The organism is Psychrobacter sp. AH5 (assembly GCF_040371085.1).
Classification (GTDB): Bacteria; Pseudomonadota; Gammaproteobacteria; order Pseudomonadales; family Moraxellaceae; genus Psychrobacter.
This window is the reverse complement of record NZ_JAMBMT010000001.1, coordinates 282,985-306,522: the sequence shown is the minus strand read 5'-3', so window position 1 is coordinate 306,522 and position 23,538 is coordinate 282,985. Positions and strand designations below refer to the sequence as shown.

Annotated in this window: 18 protein-coding genes; 10 read left to right on the top strand and 8 right to left on the bottom strand. The window is 42.8% G+C overall.

Going from position 1 to position 23,538, the window contains the following annotated elements; all coding sequences use genetic code 11:
• Positions 1-119 precede the first annotated feature (119 nt).
• Positions 120-1,640, bottom strand: coding sequence for a YadA-like family protein (locus M0N77_RS01325; RefSeq protein WP_353102831.1), 1,521 nt, complete (start codon positions 1,638-1,640; stop codon positions 120-122).
• Positions 1,641-2,191: 551 nt separating this feature from the next.
• Between M0N77_RS01325 and rpoZ the strand changes: the two genes are divergently transcribed.
• The 7 genes from rpoZ to M0N77_RS01290 all read left to right on the top strand — a co-directional run bounded on the left by rpoZ (position 2,192) and on the right by M0N77_RS01290 (position 12,072).
• Complete coding sequence (gene rpoZ, locus M0N77_RS01320) at positions 2,192-2,452, top strand: DNA-directed RNA polymerase subunit omega (protein WP_353102829.1); 261 nt, start codon at positions 2,192-2,194, stop codon at positions 2,450-2,452.
• 370 nt (positions 2,453-2,822) lie between these two features.
• On the top strand, positions 2,823-5,003 hold the full coding sequence (locus tag M0N77_RS01315; RefSeq protein ID WP_353102827.1) for an HD domain-containing protein: 2,181 nt from the start codon (positions 2,823-2,825) through the stop codon (positions 5,001-5,003).
• 68 nt (positions 5,004-5,071) lie between these two features.
• Positions 5,072-5,452, top strand: a complete 381-nt coding sequence (locus M0N77_RS01310; RefSeq protein ID WP_353102825.1) for a RidA family protein — start codon at positions 5,072-5,074, stop codon at positions 5,450-5,452.
• Between the two features lie 200 nt (positions 5,453-5,652).
• Complete coding sequence (locus tag M0N77_RS01305; RefSeq protein WP_353102823.1) at positions 5,653-7,908, top strand: primosomal protein N'; 2,256 nt, start codon at positions 5,653-5,655, stop codon at positions 7,906-7,908.
• 119 nt (positions 7,909-8,027) lie between these two features.
• Complete coding sequence (locus M0N77_RS01300) at positions 8,028-9,212, top strand: cation diffusion facilitator family transporter (protein ID WP_353102821.1); 1,185 nt, start codon at positions 8,028-8,030, stop codon at positions 9,210-9,212.
• 202 nt (positions 9,213-9,414) lie between these two features.
• Complete coding sequence (locus tag M0N77_RS01295) at positions 9,415-10,119, top strand: hypothetical protein (RefSeq protein WP_353102819.1); 705 nt, start codon at positions 9,415-9,417, stop codon at positions 10,117-10,119.
• 63 nt (positions 10,120-10,182) lie between these two features.
• Positions 10,183-12,072, top strand: coding sequence for a monovalent cation:proton antiporter-2 (CPA2) family protein (locus M0N77_RS01290; RefSeq protein WP_353102817.1), 1,890 nt, complete (start codon positions 10,183-10,185; stop codon positions 12,070-12,072).
• 19 nt (positions 12,073-12,091) lie between these two features.
• Here M0N77_RS01290 and M0N77_RS01285 read toward each other — a convergent pair whose 3' ends face one another.
• A complete protein-coding gene (locus M0N77_RS01285) occupies positions 12,092-13,021 on the bottom strand; it encodes a DUF2628 domain-containing protein (RefSeq protein WP_353102815.1) in 930 nt (309 codons plus the stop codon).
• Between the two features lie 249 nt (positions 13,022-13,270).
• Between M0N77_RS01285 and trmB the strand changes: the two genes are divergently transcribed.
• From trmB to M0N77_RS01270, 3 genes are all read left to right on the top strand, one after another.
• Entirely contained in the window at positions 13,271-14,047 is a 777-nt protein-coding gene (trmB, locus tag M0N77_RS01280; RefSeq protein ID WP_353102813.1) for a tRNA (guanosine(46)-N7)-methyltransferase TrmB, read from the top strand.
• 1,074 nt (positions 14,048-15,121) lie between these two features.
• Positions 15,122-16,186, top strand: coding sequence for a recombinase RecA (gene recA / locus M0N77_RS01275; RefSeq protein WP_353102811.1), 1,065 nt, complete (start codon positions 15,122-15,124; stop codon positions 16,184-16,186).
• A 46-nt stretch (positions 16,187-16,232) separates the two neighbouring features.
• On the top strand, positions 16,233-17,444 hold the full coding sequence (locus tag M0N77_RS01270) for a regulatory protein RecX (protein ID WP_353102809.1): 1,212 nt from the start codon (positions 16,233-16,235) through the stop codon (positions 17,442-17,444).
• Between the two features lie 164 nt (positions 17,445-17,608).
• Here the strand turns inward: M0N77_RS01270 and M0N77_RS01265 are convergent, their stop codons facing one another.
• The 6 genes from M0N77_RS01265 to M0N77_RS01240 form a co-directional block, all read right to left on the bottom strand.
• Positions 17,609-18,337: a YidB family protein gene (locus M0N77_RS01265; RefSeq protein WP_353102807.1), complete on the bottom strand. Its 729-nt coding sequence runs from the start codon at positions 18,335-18,337 to the stop codon at positions 17,609-17,611.
• Between the two features lie 184 nt (positions 18,338-18,521).
• Positions 18,522-19,007: a hypothetical protein gene (locus M0N77_RS01260; protein WP_353102805.1), complete on the bottom strand. Its 486-nt coding sequence runs from the start codon at positions 19,005-19,007 to the stop codon at positions 18,522-18,524.
• A gap of 24 nt (positions 19,008-19,031) precedes the next feature.
• Positions 19,032-19,307, bottom strand: coding sequence for a succinate dehydrogenase assembly factor 2 (locus tag M0N77_RS01255; protein WP_353102803.1), 276 nt, complete (start codon positions 19,305-19,307; stop codon positions 19,032-19,034).
• 10 nt (positions 19,308-19,317) lie between these two features.
• On the bottom strand, positions 19,318-20,223 hold the full coding sequence (gene folP, locus M0N77_RS01250; protein ID WP_353102801.1) for a dihydropteroate synthase: 906 nt from the start codon (positions 20,221-20,223) through the stop codon (positions 19,318-19,320).
• Positions 20,224-20,497: 274 nt separating this feature from the next.
• Positions 20,498-22,393: an ATP-dependent zinc metalloprotease FtsH gene (gene ftsH, locus M0N77_RS01245; protein WP_353102799.1), complete on the bottom strand. Its 1,896-nt coding sequence runs from the start codon at positions 22,391-22,393 to the stop codon at positions 20,498-20,500.
• Positions 22,394-22,775: 382 nt separating this feature from the next.
• Positions 22,776-23,408 carry an RlmE family RNA methyltransferase gene (locus M0N77_RS01240; protein ID WP_353102797.1) on the bottom strand — a complete coding sequence of 211 codons (633 nt, stop codon included), beginning with the start codon at positions 23,406-23,408 and terminating at the stop codon, positions 22,776-22,778.
• Positions 23,409-23,538: the final 130 nt, after the last annotated feature.

The following is a 23,538-nucleotide window of genomic DNA, read 5'->3' as shown; positions in this document are numbered from 1 at the left end:
ACTAAATAAAGTCGACAAAAAGCTCTCATTGATATGAGAGCTTTTTTATAATCTACTAGCGGTTTTTAACTTTCGGCTAGCTTCTTTGAATGACATAATACTATTAAAGCGGTAGCCTATTAAAACTGGTAACCTGCGCCAACTGAGCCGCCAAAATTACTTTGAGTATCTACTGTAGCGCCCGCTTTAATGACCCAGCGACCACTATCTGTAATAGCAGAGATACCGATAGCAAGAGCACCTTCGTCATTATAGGTTCCCATAGCGCCACTGACCATAGACATGCCTGGAGTATAAGGTTGTGGTAGTGAGGCCATCGCTAAAGCACCAGAGATACCGGCATTGGCATCATCTTCGACTTGATTCACTTTGTAACCAAGAGCGGATAGTTGACCAAAATTAGCGGCATGATTGGGCGCTGTGCCGTTAGCGACACCCGTTATGACTTGATTACCAGCATTGATACCACCTGTCGTCATACTAGGCCCGCCAGCGATGGAAACGCCGCTACCATTAACAGTAGTGCTACCATTAACGAAGCCATTGTTATTAATAGTGGTATTACCAGTCTTGACACTACCATTAGCGCCAAGATTGATATCTTTAGCTAACCGAATGGTTAGATTGTTAGTTCCATTAGCGACTACACCAACGTTATTGCCAGCGGCTAAGTTAGCACTGTTGGTTTCGCCGCCAGTAATAGTGAGCTTATCGCCCAATTGACGATTAACATCTGCGCCACTGTCACCGCCAAAATCTAAACCTTTAGCGATATTGGTAGTATTTGTTGCTATATTAGTGACGTTAGTCGCGATACCTGTAGTATTCGTTCCTATGCTAGTCACATTAGCGGCGATACCCGAAGCATTGGTTGCAATACCTGTAGTATTCGTTCCTATACTAGTCATATTAGCTGCAATACCCGAAGCATTGGTTGCGATACCTGTAGTATTCGTTCCTATGCTAGTCACGTTAGCAGCGATACCCGAGGCATTGGTCGCGATACCTGAGGCATTAGTACCTATGCTAGTTACGTTAGCGGCGATACCTGAGGCATTGGTCGCGATACCTGAGGCATTAGTACCTATGCTAGTTACGTTAGCAGCAACGCCTGAAGCGTTAGTTGCTACGCCTGCGGTGTTATTGGATATGGTGGTCTTAATAGCCGGACTTAGATCAATAACGAAGTCAGTAACGTTGGTGGTAGTGTTTAAGTTACCAACGACTGTCACATCTCCAGAGCCTGCAGAGGCTGTCGTACCATCAGCATCGATGGTATAGACGTTTTGACCATTAAGACCTGGATTATTATTGACGCTAACGTTAGTACCTGCAACAACCTCCGTTCTAGAGGCATTCGCAGCAATAGTGACTTGCTCTTGCGTGGCGGCTTGCCCGCCTGTGTAGGTCGCATTTGGATCAAAGGTTGTATTGGTTAAGCCAGTGATAGTACCACCAGTTGCTCCCCCATCAGTATCTACGGTAATAGGATTGGCTCCGGGAATAGTAGCGACTATTGCGACTGCTTGCATGCTAAAACTAGCCATAGCTAATCCGGCACATAGTGTACTTAAACGTAAAAGGCGCGTCCCTGTAGTAGCCGTATTTTCTTTTGAGATAACTTCATAATTAGTTTTCATAATATTACGTCCTGTAATGTTTTTGCTAGTGCTTATAGGGATAACTAAAAGCGTTAGCAGATTAATAAAGACAACTGTATTGATACGTTCCAGAATATTTGTGCTAAGTGTTTCATGCAGTCGCTTCACTTAGCTTCTTCCATAAAGCTGCTAAGATTGGCAATGGTTAAAAACTGTGACGTCAAGCATTGATTATTAAAAATATCTAAACAATTTTTTGACCACAGATTTATCATAACAAGCTAAAAATAAAAATGTACCTGTAGGTATCTACAGGTACATCGTTTAAATAAACTTACAGGAGGCAAAGTCTAGAGTTAAGTTATTAGATTAAATAACTAGGAGCTAAAATTTAAAGGGATTATCATGACGGGGCTTTATAAGACGTAGTTTAGGAGGGGTTACTTTAAAATACCTCAAACTATCGATTGATGGCATACTTTACAAAAATTAATGCTATAATAGCGGGTTACTTCCCCTTATAAATTCACTTTTATTTTATTAGTAAATAGACCAATTCTAACTAATAGAGACAATTAAGGTAATTAACTATGGCACGTGTCACAATTGAAGATTGTTTAGAGAATGTAGACAACCGTTTTGAGCTGGTTTTAGTGGCTAGCAAGCGTGCTCGTCAATTGGCTAAAGGTATCGCTGAGCCGCTAGTTGAAGTGGATAATGATAAACCAACGGTTTTGGCCCTACGCGAAATTGCGGCTGGCAAAATCACTCGTGATATCTTAAACCAACCTGAGCATAGTTTTGCTACAAGCTCACTGGACTTAGCCTTATCAGGTGATCATAGCTTCTAGAGATCTGAGCCTGGCATTTAGCTGCTAGAGCTGGACTTTTAAAGCAAACCCTTTTTAGCGCATAATAAGCTCTGTTTGACTTAGATAGCTTATAAAAACCACGGTGTTATGCTGTGGTTTTTATGGTTTTAAAAAACTGTTTTTTGTTATTTACGAATTGCGTGTGCTTAGTAGTTGACATTGAATACAATATACGATTAATTAGAGAGTGCAGAAAGACACTAACAGATGGTAGATTTTGATAATTGTATATGGTTTATTTTAAGATTAGCTGGATACAAAATACATTGAGCATAGTCTCCATACTGGCGTAACAAAGCTCTCAATCCATTGCCAAGCTATAGGCACTCAATCATAGGACAGTCCCTGTATGACTCAAACTCTTCCCAAACTTAGTCATCGTTTAGTTGACGACGCTCAATATAATTTGCTGCGCTCGGTTGGGTATTTGAGTAGCGATGATCGCCGCGATATTATTGACGCCTGCAAGTTTGGCGATATGGCGCATATCAAAGATAAGCGCAAATCAGGCGAACCCTATATCACTCACCCTATTGCAGTTGCCGAGATATTAGCGGGTTTTCGCTTAGATAGAGATACTATTATTGCCGCTATTTTGCATGATACGGTCGAAGATACTGAGGTTACCGGTGAGCAAATTGAGGAGCGTTATGGCAAAGTGGTTGCCAGATTAGTCGATGGTGTGACTAAGCTTAAATCCTCAAGACATAATAAACAGCAGAATAAAGCGGCAACTTTTCATAAGATTTTGACCGCAACCCTACTCGACCCAAGAGTACTTATTATTAAGTTATCAGATCGCTTGCACAATATGTCAACGCTAGATGCGGTGAGCTCTGAGAAACAGCGCGCTACAGCACAGGAGACCTTAGATTTTTATGTGCCTTTTGCCCGCTTAATGGGCATTAATGATATTGCTGATTATATTGAGGTACTTTGCTACCGTAATCTAAATTCGGTGATGTATAACAAGTTCTCTGATAAATTATTGCAACATGGCCTTGGACGCAACTTTCAAAAAGAGGCCATTCATCGCTACCTAATCATAGTACTAAATAACTTGGGGATAAATGGTCACGTCAAAATCTTAGACAATCGCGTCTCTATGTATCGTCAATTCTTCCGCAATCGCGGCGAGATTAATGCTCTGCTGCGTAATTACTCTTTTGAGATCGTTGTTGATACTGTAGAGGCCTGTGATAAGCTGGCTTATTATTTAATCAAAAAATATCAGATTGAAGATGCTCACATTCAAGATAATATTCGTCGGCCTCTGCCCGGGGGCAACCAATCTTTGACGCTACTTTATGAGCGTGATAATGACTGCATCAAAGTCATCATCATGACCAAAAAAATGCAACATGCGGCGCGTTTAGGAGTCATTGGCGCGGAACATGCCTCTGATATTAGCCAATCGGTTATTCAGGCCTCCTTGCGCAATATGAAAGATCTGGTTGATAACGATAGTCTTAATGAGAACGATCCTGACTTCTCAGCTGCAGTGTCGACCATTAATGAGCTGATGGATTATCTGCATTCAAGTAAAATTCTTTGCTACAGCCCGCAAGGCCGAGCTTATGAGCTACCGCAAGGCTCAACCGCGCTAGATTTTGCTTACGCTGTCGGGCCTTTGGTGGGTAACGTCGCCGTTGGCGCTAATATTGATAACGAAAAAGCTAAGCTTGGTACTGTGGTCAAAAACGGACAAATGGTTGAGATTGAGGTCGATAGTGACTCTGAGCCAAAAGCAGAATGGCTGGGCTTTGTAGCTACCAACAAGGCTCGACAAGAGATACTGCGCTGGTTTAAGGATTTGTCAGATAGCGACAAGCAAAGACATGGACAACAAGCTTTAGATCGCGCGCTAAAAACCTATCAAAAAAGCCTTGATGATTTGCATGAAAGTGAATGGGATAATTTGCTTGAATGGCGCGGTTTGAGCACTAAAGAGGCTTTTTTTGAGCAAATAAGCTCCGGGACTTTGTTGCCACAACTCGTAGTTTCGCGGCTCTTTAGCGATGAGATGACGAGCTTAAATGCTGATGACAACGAAGCATCACAGCCGCAGCAGCTGATTGTCAATGCCGCTGGGGTCGAGCTTGATTTTGCTAATTGTTGCCATCCGATTTATGGCGATCCTATCGTTGGCCATTTATCGCGTAATGGATTAGTAGTACATCGGCATAAATGCTTTTCTTTAGACGATATACGTAAAGATAATCCATACCAAGTTATTCAATTGAGCTGGCGTGATGATAAAGCGGTTAAGCAAAATGAATCTGATGATGCTAGTAAAAAGGTGCGTTTCCCAGCTTATCTAAAGCTATCTATTGCCTTGAGTGACGAGCAAATCAGTGAAGTGGTTTATCATCTGCGTCAATTAAATATCGGGGTTGAGACTATTGATGTGCGTAATACGGATACCATTATTCATGTGATCGTTCGTAGCCGAGTGCATTTAGCGCAAGGCATACGTGAGCTAAGATCGCTACTCGGTTTCCCAAATATCATACGCTTATACCAACTCTAAGTGCTGCTTTTATAAATACAACCTCCTATACTATTTACTATTTATTTTATTTTATTTAAGGAATGATTATGAGTCGTCAAACTATCCAAACCGATAAAGCGCCAGCTGCTGTTGGCACTTATTCACAAGCGGTCAAAGTAGGCAACACCGTTTATATCTCAGGTCAGCTTGGTTTTGATCCTAAAACCATGGAGCTAAAAGAAGGCTTTGAAGCACAAGCTAAGCAAGTGTTTGAAAATATCAAAGCGATCTGTGAAGCCGCTGGCGGCACTATCAATGATGTGGTCAAATTCAATGTCTCTTTGACAGACTTAAATGATTTTGCCGCTTTGAATGAAGTATTTGTAGCCAATCTAAGCGAGCCTTATCCAGCACGTGCAGCGGTACAAGTTGCAGCGCTCCCTAAAGGCGGTGTGGTCGAGATTGAGTCTATTTTATATCTAGAATAACTGCTTATAACCTATACTAGAAGCGTGACAAAGAGTATAAATAGTTATCAAAGCTTAAGCCCAAAATGCAGTTATTAACAACGGCACTTTGGGCTTGTTTGTTTTAGAGCATGAGTTTTGGCACAACTACAGCACTCTTTAGTTAGTCCCTACTATTTTGATATGAGTTATAGTCCTTAATAAGGTTGCGAGCATTATTTATGTTGCTACAAGTTGCCCTACCGGTACCCCTTTATCGGGTATTTGACTACAGCGTGCCCGCAGACTTTGCCCTACCCAAAATAGGTAGCCGCGTAGAGGTGTCTTTTGGTAGGCAAACCTTGATTGGTATTGTAGTGACTCATAGGGCAAGATTCGATAGCGATGTACCTGTAAATAAGCTCAAAGCTATCACTCGCTGTTTGGATGATGAGCCTATCGTCGATAGTCCTTTACTAAAGCTGGCGCATTGGTTGGCGCGCTATTACCATTATCCTTTAGGTGATGTATTATCAGTCATGCTACCAAGCTTAGTGCGCCAAGGTAAGCCACTGGACTTGCTAATTACCCATTGGCGTATTTTACCGCACGTTACTGATGCTGATTTTCATCCAAATGCCAATAAACAAAAACAGCAATTTGATATGCTAAAGTTACATGGCAAGCGCGGTGCAAGTGAAGATGTTTTATTGTTAGAAGGGATGCAGCGTAGCTTTTTAAAAACGCTAGAAGATAAAGGTTTGATTGAGCGCTATATTGAGCACAAATCGGCTCCAAAGCTAGTAAGCTTAGCCAAAATGCCTCTCACTCTCAATGATGAGCAACAGCACGCGGTTGAGATTATTGTTGCCGCTCACCAAGCTGAGCACTATGCCGGTATCTTACTCAACGGCATTACTGGTAGTGGTAAAACCGAAGTGTATTTGCAAGCGATGCAAACAGTATTGGAAGCGGGCAAGCAAGTGCTCATACTAGTGCCAGAGATTGGCCTGACACCGCAGACTCGAGCGCGTTTTGCCAGTCGTTTTGCCGCGCAAATAGTACTATTACATTCAGGCATGACGAACACTTATCGCTTGCAAGGTTGGCAAGATTGCCGCACCGGTCACGCTCAAATCATCATCGGTACCCGCTCAGCGGTGCTTTATCCTTTTGCCAATTTAGGGCTAATTATCGTCGATGAGGCGCATGATGGCTCGTATAAACAGCAAGATACGCTACGCTATCATGCAGCGGATGTGGCGCTATATCGTGGACTCCAATACAAGGTTCCAGTAGTGCTAGGTACCGCTACACCGACACTTGAGCACCTAAAGTTAGTTGAAGAGGCCAAGCTTATTGAATGTCGATTGATTAGCCGTCCTGGAAGTGCCAAACCTGCCACGATGCAGCTAATAGATGCCCGTTTGCAAAGTACTCACCAACAAGTCCAAGATAATGGCGCGCGTTTCGATACGGGACTGACTGACGATCTGATTAACGCCATTCGCCAAACCTTAGAAGCTGGCGATCAAGTACTTATATTCCTAAACCGCCGCGGCTATGCCCCCGTCCTGCTTTGTGAAGCTTGTGGCTGGCAAGCGGACTGTCCGCGCTGTGATGCTCATTTGACCGTGCATTATAGTAACCAAAATCATAGCAACTCTTACCTCAAATGCCATCACTGTGACTGGCAAGCTTATATCCCCACTGCCTGTCCGGACTGCGCGAGCCAAAACTTAGACGCCAAAGGCATAGGCACCACAAGGCTTAGCCAAAATCTGCACGCGCTTTTTGCCAATCCGCAAACCAGCAAGACTCTCTACCCTATTATTCAAATTGATCGTGATACCACTAGGGGTAAAGACAGTTGGGAGAATATCTATCAGCGTATCAACGAAGGCAAGCCTGCGATATTAGTCGGCACACAGATGGTCGCCAAAGGTCATCATTTTCCTAATGTTACGCTGGTTTGCTTGCCTAATGCTGATAGAGGCTTTTTATCGGCAGACTTTCGCTCGCCTGAGCATACCGCTCAGCTAATGATCCAAGTCGCGGGGCGTGCTGGACGCGGCGATAAAGCCGGTCGCGTGTTAATTCAAACGCTCCAACCTGATAATCCGCTACTGCTTAAGCTTGTCAAAGATGGCTATCAATCCTTTGCCCAGTCCTTATTACAAGAGCGCAAAATGATGGGGCTGCCTCCCTTTAGCCATGCCGCATTGATTCGCTGTGAAGGCAAAACCTTAGCCGCCACTACCCAAGCGCTCAAAGACGCGGTAGCTAATTTACCTACAGATCATAAGCTTGCCGTGCTAGGCCCTATTGATGCGCCAATGAGTAAAAAAAATAGCCGCTATCACTCGCAATTACTGCTGTTAGCTAAAGATAGAGCTCAGCTTCATCATATTCTTAACTTATGGTGGCAGCCAGTGCTAGCTTTACCTAGCACTAAGTATCTCAAGCTTACCTTAGATATTGATCCTGTCGGTTGGTAAGGGCTTAAGCGCTTAACTGCTAAATGGATACCTTTGCTAAGGCTACGCTTACTCGGTGATTACAGCGCCCAAAATAGATATGTGTTAAATTTAAACCGTTAACCATATAGGGCGTATTTATGAGTGCCAATCATTCCAACCATAAAGACCACAATCCTCTTGATAATGATACCAATAATCATCGCTACGATGATGAAGACCATCATGATCACGACGAGCATTTAGAGCAGACTACTGCGCCGCGAGATACCAAAGGCTATCAGCGTACTTTACTGATTAGCTTTGTTATCATCACCGGCTACATGATTATCGAAGCTATTGGTGGCTGGCTCACCGGCAGTCTAGCGCTACTCTCTGATGCCGGTCACATGCTTAGCGACGCCGTAGCCTTAGGCGCTACTTTGATGGCGTTCAAGATTGGCGAAAAGGCCGCCACTCATCAAAAAACCTTTGGCTATAAGCGTTTTGAGATTTTGGTCGCTGGTGTCAATGGTGCCACGCTGGTCATTATCGCGCTGATGATTTTTTATGAGGCTATCAAACGCTTTAATTCGCCGCCTGATATCGCCACGCAAGGCATGCTTATCATTGCCACTATTGGTATGTTAATAAACATTTTAGTAGCATGGCTGATGCATAGAGGTAGCAGCGCTGGTAATGGACATGGCCATAGTCACGCACATGATAATGATAACAATAGTGCAAAGTCAGCATCATCTAATCTTAATAACGCGCTAGATAATAAAAAAACAGAGACAAAAGAGCCAGTTAATCTAAATATGCAAAGCGCTTATCTGCATGTTTTGAGCGATTTGATGGGTTCTGTGGCAGCGATTATTGCCGCGCTACTTATGATAGGATTTGGCTGGTTATGGGCCGATGCGCTCGCTTCGGTCATTGTCGCTATTTTAATCTTAATCAGTGGCTATCGGGTGGTACGGGATTCGGTGCATATTCTTATGGAAGGTACGCCTGCGGGTATCTCTTTGGTTGAGGTTGAGGCGCAATTACTTAGCCATCCGCTAGTGCATAGGGTTCACGATTTGCATGTCTGGAGCATCACTAGTGGTCTAAACGCGCTATCTTGTCACGTCGTGGTTGATGGTGATATGAGCATCTCTGAGTCAAGCGTACTGATTGCAAATTTGGAACAAAGCCTATTAGCGCTTAGTATTCATCATGCTACTATTCAGGTCGAAAGTCTATCGCATCCCCAAACCATGACTCATAGTGACGCGCTAGTTTGTGACATCTCTGAGCGCCCAGTAACAAATACAGGTAGCCATATGGGGCACAATCATTGATCTATAAGACTGGTTTTGATAGTGCTTTAGCATCTCTTTAACTCCAAAAAACATAAAACCTGTTTGCAAACAACTTGAACGTGTAGACGTTTATAAGGTTATAATAACTATCGCTTTATCTATAATGAACGGCTTTTTAAGATGTTATTTGACCAAAAAACGGTTGTTATTATCTTTACTTATTTACGAATGAGCCATTGCCATGTCTAGACGCTCAGCAGCTTTTGTTGCCCCCGACTACATCGATGACCCTGTCTCAAAAGACGGTAAAAAGCAGGCGAAAGCGCTGTTATCGGCGCTACAAGAAGATATTGCCAGTTTTCGTAACGAGCAGTTTCCGCCTGATATTCTGCGTCAAATTCGCGATATGCCTATCTTTGAGGGCAATCTGAAGGAGGTACAAGCGTATCGGCAGCGCTGGCAACCGCTAATAGATAGAGCCATGGCTTTTTATCCTGCCGCTTATCTGCCTCCTGATTATCTGCCCCTACCTGCCAGCTTAGAGATACCGCAGTTTATCTTTCATGTGCAGCGCCTACACCTAACCAAAACTCGTGCCAAAGAGTCCAAAAGCTTTGGCTCAGTAGCCGCTTTGGTTGAAAAATGCGGTGATTATAGTGAGCAAGAGCTTGAGCGTATGGCAGCGGTTTTTGCTAATGATGATGAAGCGCGTTTGGTAGCCCATCGCGAGTTTATTGATTTGCGCGCCTATGTCTTTTGCCGAGATAGTAAGGGCGAGATGTTAGAGCCTGAGCGCGTCCGCTTTTATCGTACCGGACTGATTGTCCATGCTTTGCCTGATTTCAAAATTGTCGATAGTCGGCAAACACCGCGCAAACGTCGTAATGATGCCTATAGTAATCCGATTGCCGATAACTCAATGTGGAAAATTTATCGAAAAAAATAAGCCAATAGCCTTTTTTTGATTAATAATAACGTTACGTTTTATATCGACCGCTAAGGATTTACTATGTTCGCAGCCGCCACCGGCTCTCCAAACTTGATGTTACAAGCGACTATTTTTTTGGGAGCAGCATTACTATTCGTGCCTCTTGGCAAACGCTTTGGTATTGCTACGGTTTTGGGCTATCTAATTACGGGACTGATACTAGGGCCAAGCGCGCTAGATGTCGCAGGTGATGCCGAGAGTTTGCTGCATTTCTCCGAATTTGGCGTAGTTATGCTGCTGTTTATCATTGGCCTTGAGCTACAGCCCTCGCGTCTATGGGCGCTGCGTCGTTCCATCTTTGTGCTTGGCGGCTTACAAGTGGGTTTAACCGGTGTGCTACTGATGGTTATCTTGCATCAGCTTTTCGCTTTAGCTTGGGACACCGCTTTTATCGTCGGCTTTGGTTTAGCGCTCTCCTCTACCGCTTTTGTCTTACAGATACTCACCGAAAAGCAGCAGCTCTCTAGCACTCATGGTCGCGAAGCTTTTACTATTTTGTTATTTCAAGATATCGCCGTTATTCCACTACTCGCCGTCATTCCTTTTTTATCAGGGGTACGCGAACAAAGTTATGACTTGATTTATTTTGGCAAAGTATTCGCCGTTTTTGCCGGTCTAATTTTCTCTAGCCGTTATATCGTCAGGCCTTTTTTCAAATTCGTAGCCTCTAGTGGCGCAACCGAGCTGTTAACCGCTGTGGCTTTATTTATTGTGATGGGCGTCTCTATTTTGATGGAGCAAATCGGTCTGTCGATGGCTTTAGGAGCGTTTTTGACAGGGGTACTATTGGCGGATTCAGAGTACCGTCACGAGCTAGAAGCAAGTATTGAGCCCTTTAAGGGGCTGCTGTTAGGGCTGTTTTTTATGTCAGTCGGTATGCTCACCGATGTCAAGCTCATTATGGCAAAGCCGGTGTTTATTGTAGGCTGTGCGATGGCCTTGATGTTTATTAAGTTTGCAGTGGTAGCGGCTATTGCCAAGCTCTCAGGGAATCGCTCACCGACCAGTATCAGACTTGGGGTGACTTTAGCGCAGGGCGGTGAGTTTGCCTTTGTGTTGTTTAGTGTGGCAAGCGCGCAAAATGTGTTACAGCCTGAGCTGGCTAATACTCTTAATTTAGTAGTGACCATCTCTATGGCACTGACACCACTGGCTTTTTTATTGTTAGAAAAAGTCGGCGAGCCTTTATTTGCTAAGCGTAAGCCTAGCCGCGAATACGATACCATTCCTGATCATGAGCATCAGGTCATTATCGCCGGTTTTGGCCGTATTGGTCAGATTATTGGCCGCGTGTTACGGATGCACAATATCGAATTTACTGCTATTGAGCGCTCGGCTAATCGAGTGGATTTTGTACGCAAATTTGGTAATCAGGTCTATTATGGCGATCCCAAAAACCCTGAGATTCTGCGCGCCGCTGGCATTAGTAAAGCTAAGCTATTCATTTTAGCCATTGATGATTTAGAGCGCTCTATCACCACGGCTGAGTATTTGCATAAGAACTACCCTGATTTAATTCTTTTAGCCCGTGCCCGTGATAGACAGCATTATTACCGCTTACGCGAAGTAGGCGTCCGTCACATTTGGCGTGAGACTTACCTCTCATCGTTAGATATGTCACGCGAGTCGCTACAACTATTAGGCATCTCTCCTGAAAAAGCACGCGAGACGGTACAGACGTTTCGTGATTACGATGATGATCTCATCGAGCGTCAACAAGCCATCTATGACGATGAAGCCAGCATGATTGAATCAGCACAATCAGCGATGGCAGAGCTTGAAAGCCTATTTGATGAAGATATCGACAAGGCGCGCAAAATGGACTTAAGCGAGTTTTACGAAGAGCTTAGAAACCAAGCTATCGTTGTTGATGATAAAGAAAAAAGCTCGGTACCAGACTCCAACGGTTAATTATTGTTTTGCGCTATTATTAGTCCGCTATGCAGTAAGCCGGAGCTTGCTTCTCATTAAGCGAGCTGGTGCAACGCCAATTATCATTCTCAGGTAGATGATAAAAAACTAGTGTCTGACCATTGAGATAACGCAGCGGAAAATGCACGTTTTGGATAGTCCCTGTTACTGTACAGTCGGTTTCTGGTACGCCAGCAGCTTGAGTAGCAACAGTGACTTTTATTTTATTGTTGCCCATATCTATAGGCAAATCGACCGGGCAGCGACCGGTTTTTTGATAAGCCAAAGCCACTTTATTTTGCGCCGTTTTGGTAATATCATAAGCATCAAATAGCACCTCATTCTCTTTGGGCTTAGCAATAATGGGCAAAAACTGCACCTTGATAACCATCAATGCAAAAGCGAAGATAGCAAAGCCTAATCCTAAACCAAATAAGCTTACCCCACCCTCACGGCGTAGATGGGCTTTTTGCGCGGCCTCATCGCGCGGATGATTATCTAACGCATCGGCAATCTCACGCCTTGCCATTCGGTAGTAATAAGCATCTGTCCAGCGTGCCACCATAAACGACCAGTAGAACCAGATAATCGCTGCAATAGCTATGCGTACGGGCATCTGGTAAGCATCTGGGATAAATGACATGGCGGCAAATTCAAAAAACACCAACACGATAGTAATAGTTAGCTGAATAAACGACCAACCAGCGACACTATAGACGATAGCATCCATATAACGCTTACGGTACAGCAGCCAGGGAAAGGTAATAAAAAAAGCCGCCCAATGCCATTTAGGTGATAAATAGCCTTGCTTATCAAACTCTTCAAAACGTTTGAGATAATACTGCTGGGTACGATGACCAATAAACCACTGATCTAACTGCTTGCGTCGCGCTGGCGTTAGCTTTTCTTGATAAAAAGGGGGCGGCGAATCCGTCTCGATAAATAACATAGCATTGGGCCTTGTTGCTTTTGAGGTTAGGGAGCTGTTCGATTGTCAAAATTGTCGATCTTCTTGAATGATTAACTCATCAAATACCTCTATGATAGCACTATAAATACGCTCAATTAATGCCTCAAGTCTTTCAAATAATCTCTATATTACCGCTTATTAGCAGCAACTTAGATTTCACTTAAAAGTCAGCTAGATTTAACTTATAATAGCGATCTATTTATCACTTTATAAAGTTCTAGTAATCCTATGAGTCCACAATCTCACCCTAATAGCTCTGCTAATAACAGCCCTACTGACGATAACGCGGATAACGATAAGCATATTCGTATCGTTAACACCTTTATGAAACGCCGTACGCACATGAATAAAAATGCTGAGCAAGCATTGACTGATCCTCAATTTGCTCAGTATTTGGTTAATAATAGTTTTGGTGATGGTAATCTGCAAGGTATCGATGATTTGCGCGTATTATTCGCTGATAGCCCCAATGGTAGCGCCGCGCCATTGACGTTAGAGATTGGTTTTGGATTGGGCGATTCATTTATTGAGATGGCTATTGCCGACCCTACCCGTAATTTCGTTGGTATCGAAGTCCATGAGCCGGGTATCGGTAAATGTGCTTATATGGCGGGCAGCCAAAATCTAACGAATGTCAAAATCATCAATGGCGATGCTATTCAATTACTCAAGCAGTTACCTGAGAACCATATTGATCGTATCCAGCTGTATTTTCCTGATCCGTGGCAAAAAAAGCGTCATTACAAACGCCGTTTTGTGAGTCCTGAGCGCATGGCTATTGTCACTCGTAGCCTAAAGCAAGGTGGCTGGTTTCATACTGCCACGGACTGGGAGCATTATGCTTTTTGGATGCTTGAGGTACTAGATAATTTTGCAGGACTAAGCAATCAAGCGGGCAGAGGTAACTTTACCCCGCGTCCAGACTTTCGTCCAATGACTAAGTTTGAGCGCCGCGGGATAGAGCGCGATCATGGAGTATGGGACTTGATCTACATTAAGCACTGACCACTATTAGCTTAATTCTTTGAAACTACCTAGCGACTGCTAAAAACAGCCGTTTTTTTGTGTCTATCGTTGCAAGTTTACTATAAAGCTTATACAGTGAGAAGCACCTGCTCTATTAGTTAACTGCTACCTCACTACTGGCGAAGTTTAGTAGCAAACCGCTTCTATCATAAGCTTAGCTGGTGCTAAACAGTCAAGTTATGGCTCTTATAGTATGTGAAACCTTGCTTATACCAGCCTTATTATCATAAGATACTAATAATAATCCTAGCCTTTCATCGGCTTTCACAATTCATGGCTAGTTCTATGATCTGCGCAAACATCGATAGTATAAGGGCTTGCAGAGTTCTCCCCATAAGCTGTGGATAACCCTGTGGATAACTAGCTACTTGACAGCGATTTAAGTTGATAGCCTAAAGGGTTAGGTAAAATTGGTCATTTTTTATACAATTTATAATGATAATAAAATCAATAACTTATAATCAATTCAAATCCTAAAAAATTTATTTTGAATTATTTTAAAATAAATTCTATTATTATCTATGTTTCACAGCCAAGAAATAATTGTACTTTTTTCGCTGTGGATAACTCCCTATTCTCTTGACAAAACAGAGCAAAAATGTTGTTAATTTAATAAAGTAAAAGCCTATAATTTATGCGACATCTACTGTCGCTTAGAGTAAGTTGACCCTCATTATCGCCCTTGGTTTTTGTTATAATTACCTTATCTAATTAACAACGAGAGGCTGAGTTTTTAGTTCTTTGTCTTATCTCTTTTACCTTCATTATTCTATTATGTAGAAGCGTTTTAGCAATAATATCTTAATAGATAAAGCTCTACTAATAGTTGATTGACGATTCAGCTCTCGTTGTTTAATTAACTTCTATAAACTTAATTTCACTCTTACTAAGTTGTTTTTTTGCTGTATAGTAAAGTTAGATGTGACGTTTGTGCCTAGTATAGATATCAATATACTGTGCTGCTGCTATGCTGACAGGTTATTATCGACTTAGTACTCTCTATATCTTTAAATTATTTACCTTAAATTATTCATGAATAACAAGGAGTCCATAATGGACGAAAATAAAGCTAAAGCTCTAAAAGCGGCATTAGGTCAGATCGAAAAGCAATTTGGTAAGAACACCATTATGCATTTAGGTGATGACTCAGCAGCGTTAGATGTCGATGTGGTCTCAACTGGTTCTTTAGGTTTAGATATCGCTTTAGGTATCGGCGGTTTACCTAAAGGCCGTATTATTGAGATTTATGGCCCTGAAAGCTCAGGTAAAACCACTATGACTCTACAAGCGATTGCCCAGTGTCAAAAGCAAGGCGGTACTTGTGCCTTTATCGATGCTGAGCATGCGCTAGATCCGGTTTATGCTCGTAAGCTCGGTATTAATACTGATGATTTGCTAATCTCTCAGCCTGATAATGGCGAGCAAGCATTAGAGATTACCGATATGTTAGTTCGCTCAGGTGCTATCGATCTAATCGTTATTGACTCGGTGGCGGCATTGACTCCGCGCGCTGAGATCGAAGGCGAGATGGGTGATTCACACATGGGTCTACAAGCGCGTTTGATGAGTCAAGCGCTACGTAAGATTACTGGTAATGCCAAACGCTCTAACTGTATGGTTATCTTTATTAACCAAATCCGTATGAAAATCGGCGTTATGTTTGGTAGCCCAGAGACCACTACAGGTGGTAACGCTTTGAAGTTCTATGCTTCAGTACGTATGGATATTCGCCGTATTGGCGCGGTGAAAAACGGTGATGAAATCATTGGTAACCAAACCCGTGTCAAAGTGATCAAAAACAAAATGGCACCACCTTTTCGTCAAGCCGAGTTTGAGATTACCTATGGCGAGGGCACTAACCATTTAGCTGAGGTTATCGATCTAGGGGTTGAGATTGGCGCGGTTGGCAAAGCAGGCTCTTGGTATAGCTATGGCGATGAAAAAATAGGTCAAGGTAAAGCCAACTCGGTTATCTATTTAAAAGAAAACCCTGCCATTGCCGAAGAGATTGAAGCCAAGATTCGCGCTGAAAAGCTTGGAGTCCCGGGTTACAACAGAGTCGAAGCTGATGAAGTTGCCGCTGATAGTGAGGCTGAGCAAGAGATGCCAATAGAGTAGTTATTTACTACTTTATTAGCACGACAAAGATAATTGTAGGTTAAAGATGCAGATTAAAACATTAGCCGAAATACTAGCCGAGTCGGATACCGATTCGGCTAGCTCTGCTGTGTCCAAAAGTAAACAGCGAAAGCAAACAAACTCAAAGCCCTCCTCAAAATCGGGTTCAAAACCTGCAAAACTGACTCAAACTGAATTATTTCATCGCAGAAAGTCAAAAAAAGCACGACGCTCAACTCAACAGAATATTAAGACTAATTGTACTAAAAATGACTCCAACACCTCGTTTGAAGATAAAGCAGATAACACTTCTTCGATAGATGTTAGCGATCCGCACTTTTTTTCTGATGACTTATCTGATCCTAATTCATTGTCAAAATCTGCTAAGCGCCTATCCAAAAAGCGTGCTAACAATAAAAAACGCTTTCATGCTGCCGCTACCTTTATAGCTGAGCCTAACGATACCCCTGCTTATGAGCCACCAGAGCCGCAAAGTATCCAGCAGATGCTAGCAGAAGTTAAAGGCAACGTTCATAGTACTAGTAATAATGCCAAAAGTAGGACTGAAAACGATGATAATCAAATAGCTACTAACCACAAAGGTGCTAATGACGCTACTAGCCATGGCTATATCGATACTTTAACCACGAGCGAAATAGACAACTTACCCTCAGCGTTAAAAGCTTATCTGCGTACCCCTGAACAAAAACAAAGCGAGATTGATGCTATCAAGGCGGAAAGTCGTCTGCGCTGGTTAGCTTTTTATTATTTGTCACGCCGTGAATTTGGTAAAGCTGAGTTGAAGCAAAAGCTCATCGATAAAGAACAAGACGAGGATAAAATCGACGCTTTATTAGAAGAGTTTAGCGACAAAGGCTATCAAAGTGATTACCGCACTACTCTTATGCTAATCCGAGAAAATATTCGAAAAGGTCGTGGTCGCGAGCGTATTAAGCAAGAGTTTTATAAGAAAAAAATAGCTATGCCGAGCAACCTAGATGAGCTAATTGATATGGCCAATAGTGAGTCGGAAGAGTTTAGCGAGTTCGTGGATGATAGCGCGGATAGTTTAGTGGCAGGAGTGGACTGGCTAAAATTAGCAGTTGAAGCTCGCACAAAAAAATATGGTAATGAGATTCCTAAAGAGCAGAAGGATAAAGCCAAGCAATTACGGTTTTTGCAATATCGCGGTTTTAAAAGTGATATCTGCTTTCAAGCGTTAAACTATACCTTAGAGACGCTAGAAGAGCGTTTCTGATTTAGAGTACTTCTGATTTAGAGCGTTTAATTAAAAGCTTATTGAACATTCATCAAAACTAAAAAACCGATTTATAGTTCAAGATTGTGGAAAACTAATCATTAAAAAAGGAGCCTCTTTTATACAGAGCTCCTTTCTTAATGATAGCTTGGTGAATTATCATATTATCTTAAGGTTCCCAAACGACTGGATAACTGGCTAATGATTTGCTCAATCTCTTGATTGGCCTCGTTTTCATTCTCCAAATTGCCATTGGGAGTTAGCTGGTTCATCACCTCAGGTAATAGCTCGGCTAGGCCTTGACGGACTTCACTATCGTTGGCTCCTGTTCGCGCGGCAACTTGCTGAATCTCGTTTTCATCGAATAAGCGGTTAATCTCATTAGGATCTAGATTATCATTAAGCTCATTATTACTCATCCAAGAGCGAGCCTGCTGCTCATGCCCTAGGCTAGTAATCTTCGATAACGCACCGCTAAGACCGCCATTACGTTGTATCCAGCTAAGTACCATTGGTAGTAGTGCCGCTACCAGCATACCTTTACCGCCAAAGCCGCTTTTATTAGCCTGTCCGCCGCCTAATACGCTTCCTAATATATCGCCAAGTCCACCAGCACCAGAGCTCATGCCGCTGCGCTGACTACTACCTGTTAAACCACCCAAGATATCATCTAAACCAAAACCATGATCGGGCTGACGCTCATATTGCTGGGGATGATAACCTCCGGCTCGGTTATTAGCGGTTGTCTGTCCTCCTAAAACGCTACCTAAAATATCGCCAAGACCACCTGTGCGACGTGGGTTTATACGCTGATTGACTGGGTTGCGCTGGGCATCATCAGGTGCCATAGCGCTGCGCGCCACTTGCGTGACTAAATTGCCTAATAAACTCATATCCCTATCCTTTTTTGGTTATTTATAATAATAGTTAATAATACCTGTCAAAATCTGAAACTTAATAAAAAACAGCATTATGGCTTAAGCATTTTTTGACTATATATTCTTACTATTTCTTAGCCGTCAATATAACAAATCCGTTTGTATAACTAGGAGGCTGTTTTGTTATGGCTTGTATAAGCTATATAAATTTGGAATCCTGCTCATGCTGACTAGAGGTGTCTATACTATTAGCCAAGATACTCAATTGTCGCCACTGCTCAGCATTGACTTGATCCCGAAATATCGTCACGGTAAAAGGGCGTTTATAAGGCTCAATTATCACCATTTTTAAGTGTATTAACCAAGGATAAGATTTAACACTAGATAGCTTAGCTTGCCAGAGCTCATCAGCGCGGCTAGTACGCATCAATAGCTGCCAACCGCTATCTACTCGCTTGCTAAGCGGAGGCTGACTGATATGCAATAAAATAGGTCTTGATAGAGCTAGATAACTGACCACTGCAGCCGCGCTAATTAATATCAAAATATACTGCCAAAGCCATAATTTTGCTAGCCAAGACAGTATGACTAGTGCCGTAGTCAAAGTGATATAAAGCAACGCGCGCAGATAACTGTTAGGCTTGATAGCACTATCAATTCGTAAAGATAATCGCGGCATTGGCATTTAACTACTCTCTATAGGGAACCTCTATACTAAATCCTTGCCATGACGCCAGGTTTTTATTTTATTAACGAGCTCCCACACTGATTTATCCTCAGGCTGGCTTTGATTAGTAAAATAGTCAAGTAGATCAGGATCTTCATAAGTAAGCATTTCAGCGAAAGTGGCTTGTTCATCAGCAGGAGCGGTTATATAAATCTCTTTGACATAAGGATCGATATAAAAATCTAGCTCTTTTAGGCCGCGGCGAGCTTGATAAATAATGCGGCGCTGCTCAGTAGTGGGTTCTGGTTGGGTAGTCATAAATGGATCTCTATAGGTTGTTTTGGTTTTTATAATCGGTTAATTGCTGCCATAATGCTACGACTTGCTGCATCATAGCTACATTATGAGTACGAATAATACTAGCGCCTTGTTGTAGCGCAAACAAGCTAGCAGCGCTGCTAGTAACATCACGCTCCACAGCTTTTGAGTCTTGAAAGGACTTTATATGGCTACGATTAAGCACTTGCGCCAAAAAGCGCTTGCGCGAAATACCAAACATTAGCGGTAAATCTAAACGCTGTAGCTGATCTAATTGTGTTAATAGCGCACAATGGTGCTCATAGTCCTTGGCAAAGCCAAAACCTGGGTCAATGATAATCTTATCACGTTTGACGCCAAGGCTTATCACTTCCTCAGTACGCTCGACTAGCTCCGTTATTACTTCGCCGACTACATCCTCGTAGTGCGCTAAGTTATTCATGGTAGTCGGCTCACCACGCATATGCATTAGCATCACTGGGATATCAAGCCTTGCTGCCATTGCTGCCGCCCCTGCTCGCTTTAGCGCGCGAACATCATTCCAAATATCTGCTCCAGCAGCAAAAGCCGCTTCGATCACTTGCGGATTACTAGTGTCGATAGATAGCCAAATATCGTCACCAAATTGCTGTCGAAGCGCTTTGACGACTGGGATGACACGTTGTATCTCTTCTTTAGTAGCTACGGCTTGCGCATTAGGACGCGTGGATTCGCCGCCAATATCGATGATAGTAGCCCCTGTTGCCATCATCTCTTGAGCATGAGCAACAGCGTTATCAACAGCATTAAACTGACCGCCGTCTGAAAAAGAGTCTGGAGTGACGTTTAGGATACCCATGATGTGTGGTTGTGATAAATCTAGGGTTTTATGGCGCGCCGTTATACTGTAGGCAGGTAAAGGCTTAAATAATGACATAAACCGTCCAATTTAGATAAATAGTTATAGATAAAAGTGTTGGAGTTTTTAGGACATCATATCAGTAAATGAGCCGCATTTCTAAACTCTAACTATGAAATCGCTACTAACAAAACCTAATTGCTAATCGATCCTGACTGATAGCGGCTAAACAATAAGTTCTAAATCATAAACTCCAAGTCATAAAACCTAAGTCATAAACTCTAAATTTTAGCCACAAAAAAGCCCTTTACTAATAAAGGGCTTTAATAATTCTATTAATGAGCTACTAATACTACATTGCCGGTAGTGGAGGCGGAATAGTACCTTCAGGTTTACCTCTATCTTTAGATAGATTAACTTCGTTATGCTGATAAACCTTGGGTGGACGTGGCTCTTCACCCGCTAAGATATCTTGGAGCTGGTCACGATCGATCGTTTCCCACTTCATCAGCGCATCGACCATCTCATGCATCTTATCTTGGTTGGCTTCGATAAGCTCGCGAGCGATATCATATTGCTCCTCTAACATCCGGCGTACTTCTTCATCAACTTTTTGCTGAGTGGCCTCAGAGATAGTACGGCCGCCACCACCAAAGTAACCTTGCGAGCTATCATCATCTTCATAAACCATAATGCCTAGCGCGTCTGACATACCGTATTTAGTAACCATTGCTCGTGCCATCTTGGTAGCACGCTCAAAGTCATTAGAAGCACCGGTAGACATCTGATTGATAAACACCTCTTCAGCGATACGACCACCAAACAAGATAGCAATGTCGCTGAGCATTTTTGACTTATACATACTTGTCTGATCATGCTCAGGAAGCTGCCAAGTTACTCCAAGCGCAAAACCACGCGGCATAATGGTAACCTTATGCACCGGATCTGTACCCGGTAGTAGCTCAGCTACTAGAGCGTGACCCGCTTCATGATAAGCAGTAGCTCGGCGCTCCTCTTCACGGATAACCATCGATTTACGCTCAGGGCCCATATATAGCTTATCTTTGGCATCTTCAAAGTCGTTCATATCAACACTACGCTTATTGCGACGTGCCGCAAACAATGCCGCTTCGTTCACTAAGTTAGCTAACTGCGCGCCGCTAAAACCGGGTGTACCGCGAGCTAATGCACGAGCATCTACGCTAATAGTATTAGGTAGCTTTTTCAAATGCACTTTAAGGATTTGCTCACGGCCTTTGATATCTGGCAAGCCCACTTGTACTTGACGATCAAAACGACCCGGACGTAATAAAGCTTTGTCTAACACGTCAGCACGGTTGGTTGCTGCAATGACAATAACGCCCTCATTACCTTCAAAGCCATCCATTTCAACTAGTAACTGGTTAAGCGTCTGCTCACGCTCGTCATTACCGCCGCCCATACCTGAACCGCGGTGACGACCGACTGCATCAATCTCATCGATAAAGATGATACAAGGAGCGCTTTTTTTGGCTTGTTCAAACATATCACGAACACGCGAAGCACCAACACCGACGAACATCTCCACAAAGTCAGAACCTGAGATTGAGAAGAACGGTACTTTAGCTTCACCAGCGATAGCACGAGCTAGCAAGGTTTTACCAGTACCAGGAGGACCTACCATCAAAATACCACGAGGGATAGTCGCACCAAGCTTAGTAAATTTGTCAGGGTCACGCAAAAACTCGACCACTTCAACGACTTCTTCTTTAGCCTCTTCACAGCCTGCTACGTCATCGAAGTTCACTTTGATTTGATCTTCGGTTAGCATCTTAGCTTTGGATTTACCGAAGCTCATCGGGCCACCGCCTTTGCCACCTGCGCCGCCTTGCATATTACGCATGAAGAATAAAAACAAACCAATGATTAACAGAATGGGGAAACTGGCAATCAATAGCTGCATCAATACGCTTTGACGCTTCGGTGCCGTACCTTCCACCTCGACTTGATTTTCACGTAGCAGTGGCATCAGCTGCTCATCAGCCACAGCGGGTCTAATGGTCTCAAATGCTGAACCATTTTTCTTCTCACCAGTGATCTGTTCGCCATCGATCTCAACTCTAGCTACCTGATTTTCGGACACAGCGGTCACAAATTCAGAGTAATTAAGGTTATCAGGCTCAGATGATTTATCAAAGCCACTGAAAACTAGCACTAGAACGCCGATTACTACCAGCCACAATAAGGTATTTTTTACCATGTCGCTCACAAGCTTTCCCATCCCTACTTATTAGTGTGTTTATTAAACACGTGACGCCTTCAAAGCGTTAACTGATTATTTAATTTAGTGTCTTTTATATATGGTGACTAAAGGTCACTATTAAAAGATAAAACTAATATAAATAAGCGGTTATTATTAAATAACTTCATCTCATAACAGCTTCAAATAAAGTTAATATACCATGATATATGATTCTAGTCGGCACAATTCAACCGTTAGACCCTATTATTCGGTTAACTATTGTAGCAGTCTCAATATTGCTCAAAGACGTTTAAAATGCCCTTTTTAGCGCTATTAAAATAAACCAGCTTATTGGCTAAAACCTTGATAACTAAGCCTTAAAAGCTACAGCTGCTAGCCATAATTTATACTATTTTATCGCTACCCAGAACATCTCTTTGGAGCGCGCTCTAGAAGCTGCCGGTTTTATACTGCGAATCTTGCTAAAATCTTGCTGCATTTGCTGACGTAGCTCTTGGGTGCCCTCGCCTTGAAACACCTTCATAATAAGCGCGCCGCCTGTAGGCAAAGTCGCTAATGCAAAATCTACTGCCAACTCACACAAGTACATCATACGCGGCTGATCAACTGCACTATTACCAGCAGTATTTGGTGCCATATCCGATAACACCACATCGACTTGTCTTTGGCCCACCTCAGCCATGATACTCTCAAAAACATCGGCTTCACGAAAATCACCTTGAATAAAGGTCACATCAGCCAAAGCATCCATCGGTAAAATATCAGAGGCAATTAACGTGCCTTTTTCGCCAACAAGCTTACTTGCCACCTGCGACCAACTACCTGGCGCACTGCCTAAATCTACTACCGTCATACCTTTGGTAATGATGTTGGTCTTATCATTAATCTCCAGCAATTTATAAGCGGCGCGCGCCCGATAACCGTCTTTTTGTGCTTGCTTGACATAATGGTCGTCTAGATGCTCTTTCATCCAAGCACGGCTACTTTTTGATAGTTTTTTATTTTCAATGCGGGTAGCCAAAACACTTGCTCCTATAGTTACTAACTATGATTTAACTATTATAAAATGCTGAGTGTGATAGTTTTATTTGATATTGACTCTATCAACCTACGCTAAGCGTCTCTATAATGCAGCAATAAACGCAGTTTAA

Bases quoted from the DNA above. Each gene is read 5' to 3' on its own strand.
- M0N77_RS01285 (WP_353102815.1), bottom strand. From the start codon at position 13,021: ATGTTATTTATCGAGACGGATTCGCCGCCCCCTTTTTATCAAGAAAAG.
- M0N77_RS01290 (WP_353102817.1), top strand. From the start codon at position 10,183: ATGTTCGCAGCCGCCACCGGCTCTCCAAACTTGATGTTACAAGCGACT.
- trmB (WP_353102813.1), top strand. From the start codon at position 13,271: ATGAGTCCACAATCTCACCCTAATAGCTCTGCTAATAACAGCCCTACT.
- M0N77_RS01295 (WP_353102819.1), top strand. From the start codon at position 9,415: ATGTCTAGACGCTCAGCAGCTTTTGTTGCCCCCGACTACATCGATGAC.
- rpoZ (WP_353102829.1), top strand. From the start codon at position 2,192: ATGGCACGTGTCACAATTGAAGATTGTTTAGAGAATGTAGACAACCGT.
- M0N77_RS01305 (WP_353102823.1), top strand. From the start codon at position 5,653: ATGTTGCTACAAGTTGCCCTACCGGTACCCCTTTATCGGGTATTTGAC.
- folP (WP_353102801.1), bottom strand. From the start codon at position 20,223: ATGTCATTATTTAAGCCTTTACCTGCCTACAGTATAACGGCGCGCCAT.
- M0N77_RS01310 (WP_353102825.1), top strand. From the start codon at position 5,072: ATGAGTCGTCAAACTATCCAAACCGATAAAGCGCCAGCTGCTGTTGGC.
- M0N77_RS01255 (WP_353102803.1), bottom strand. From the start codon at position 19,307: ATGACTACCCAACCAGAACCCACTACTGAGCAGCGCCGCATTATTTAT.
- M0N77_RS01270 (WP_353102809.1), top strand. From the start codon at position 16,233: ATGCAGATTAAAACATTAGCCGAAATACTAGCCGAGTCGGATACCGAT.
- M0N77_RS01300 (WP_353102821.1), top strand. From the start codon at position 8,028: ATGAGTGCCAATCATTCCAACCATAAAGACCACAATCCTCTTGATAAT.
- M0N77_RS01260 (WP_353102805.1), bottom strand. From the start codon at position 19,007: ATGCCAATGCCGCGATTATCTTTACGAATTGATAGTGCTATCAAGCCT.
- M0N77_RS01315 (WP_353102827.1), top strand. From the start codon at position 2,823: ATGACTCAAACTCTTCCCAAACTTAGTCATCGTTTAGTTGACGACGCT.
- M0N77_RS01265 (WP_353102807.1), bottom strand. From the start codon at position 18,337: ATGAGTTTATTAGGCAATTTAGTCACGCAAGTGGCGCGCAGCGCTATG.
- recA (WP_353102811.1), top strand. From the start codon at position 15,122: ATGGACGAAAATAAAGCTAAAGCTCTAAAAGCGGCATTAGGTCAGATC.
- M0N77_RS01325 (WP_353102831.1), bottom strand. From the start codon at position 1,640: ATGAAAACTAATTATGAAGTTATCTCAAAAGAAAATACGGCTACTACA.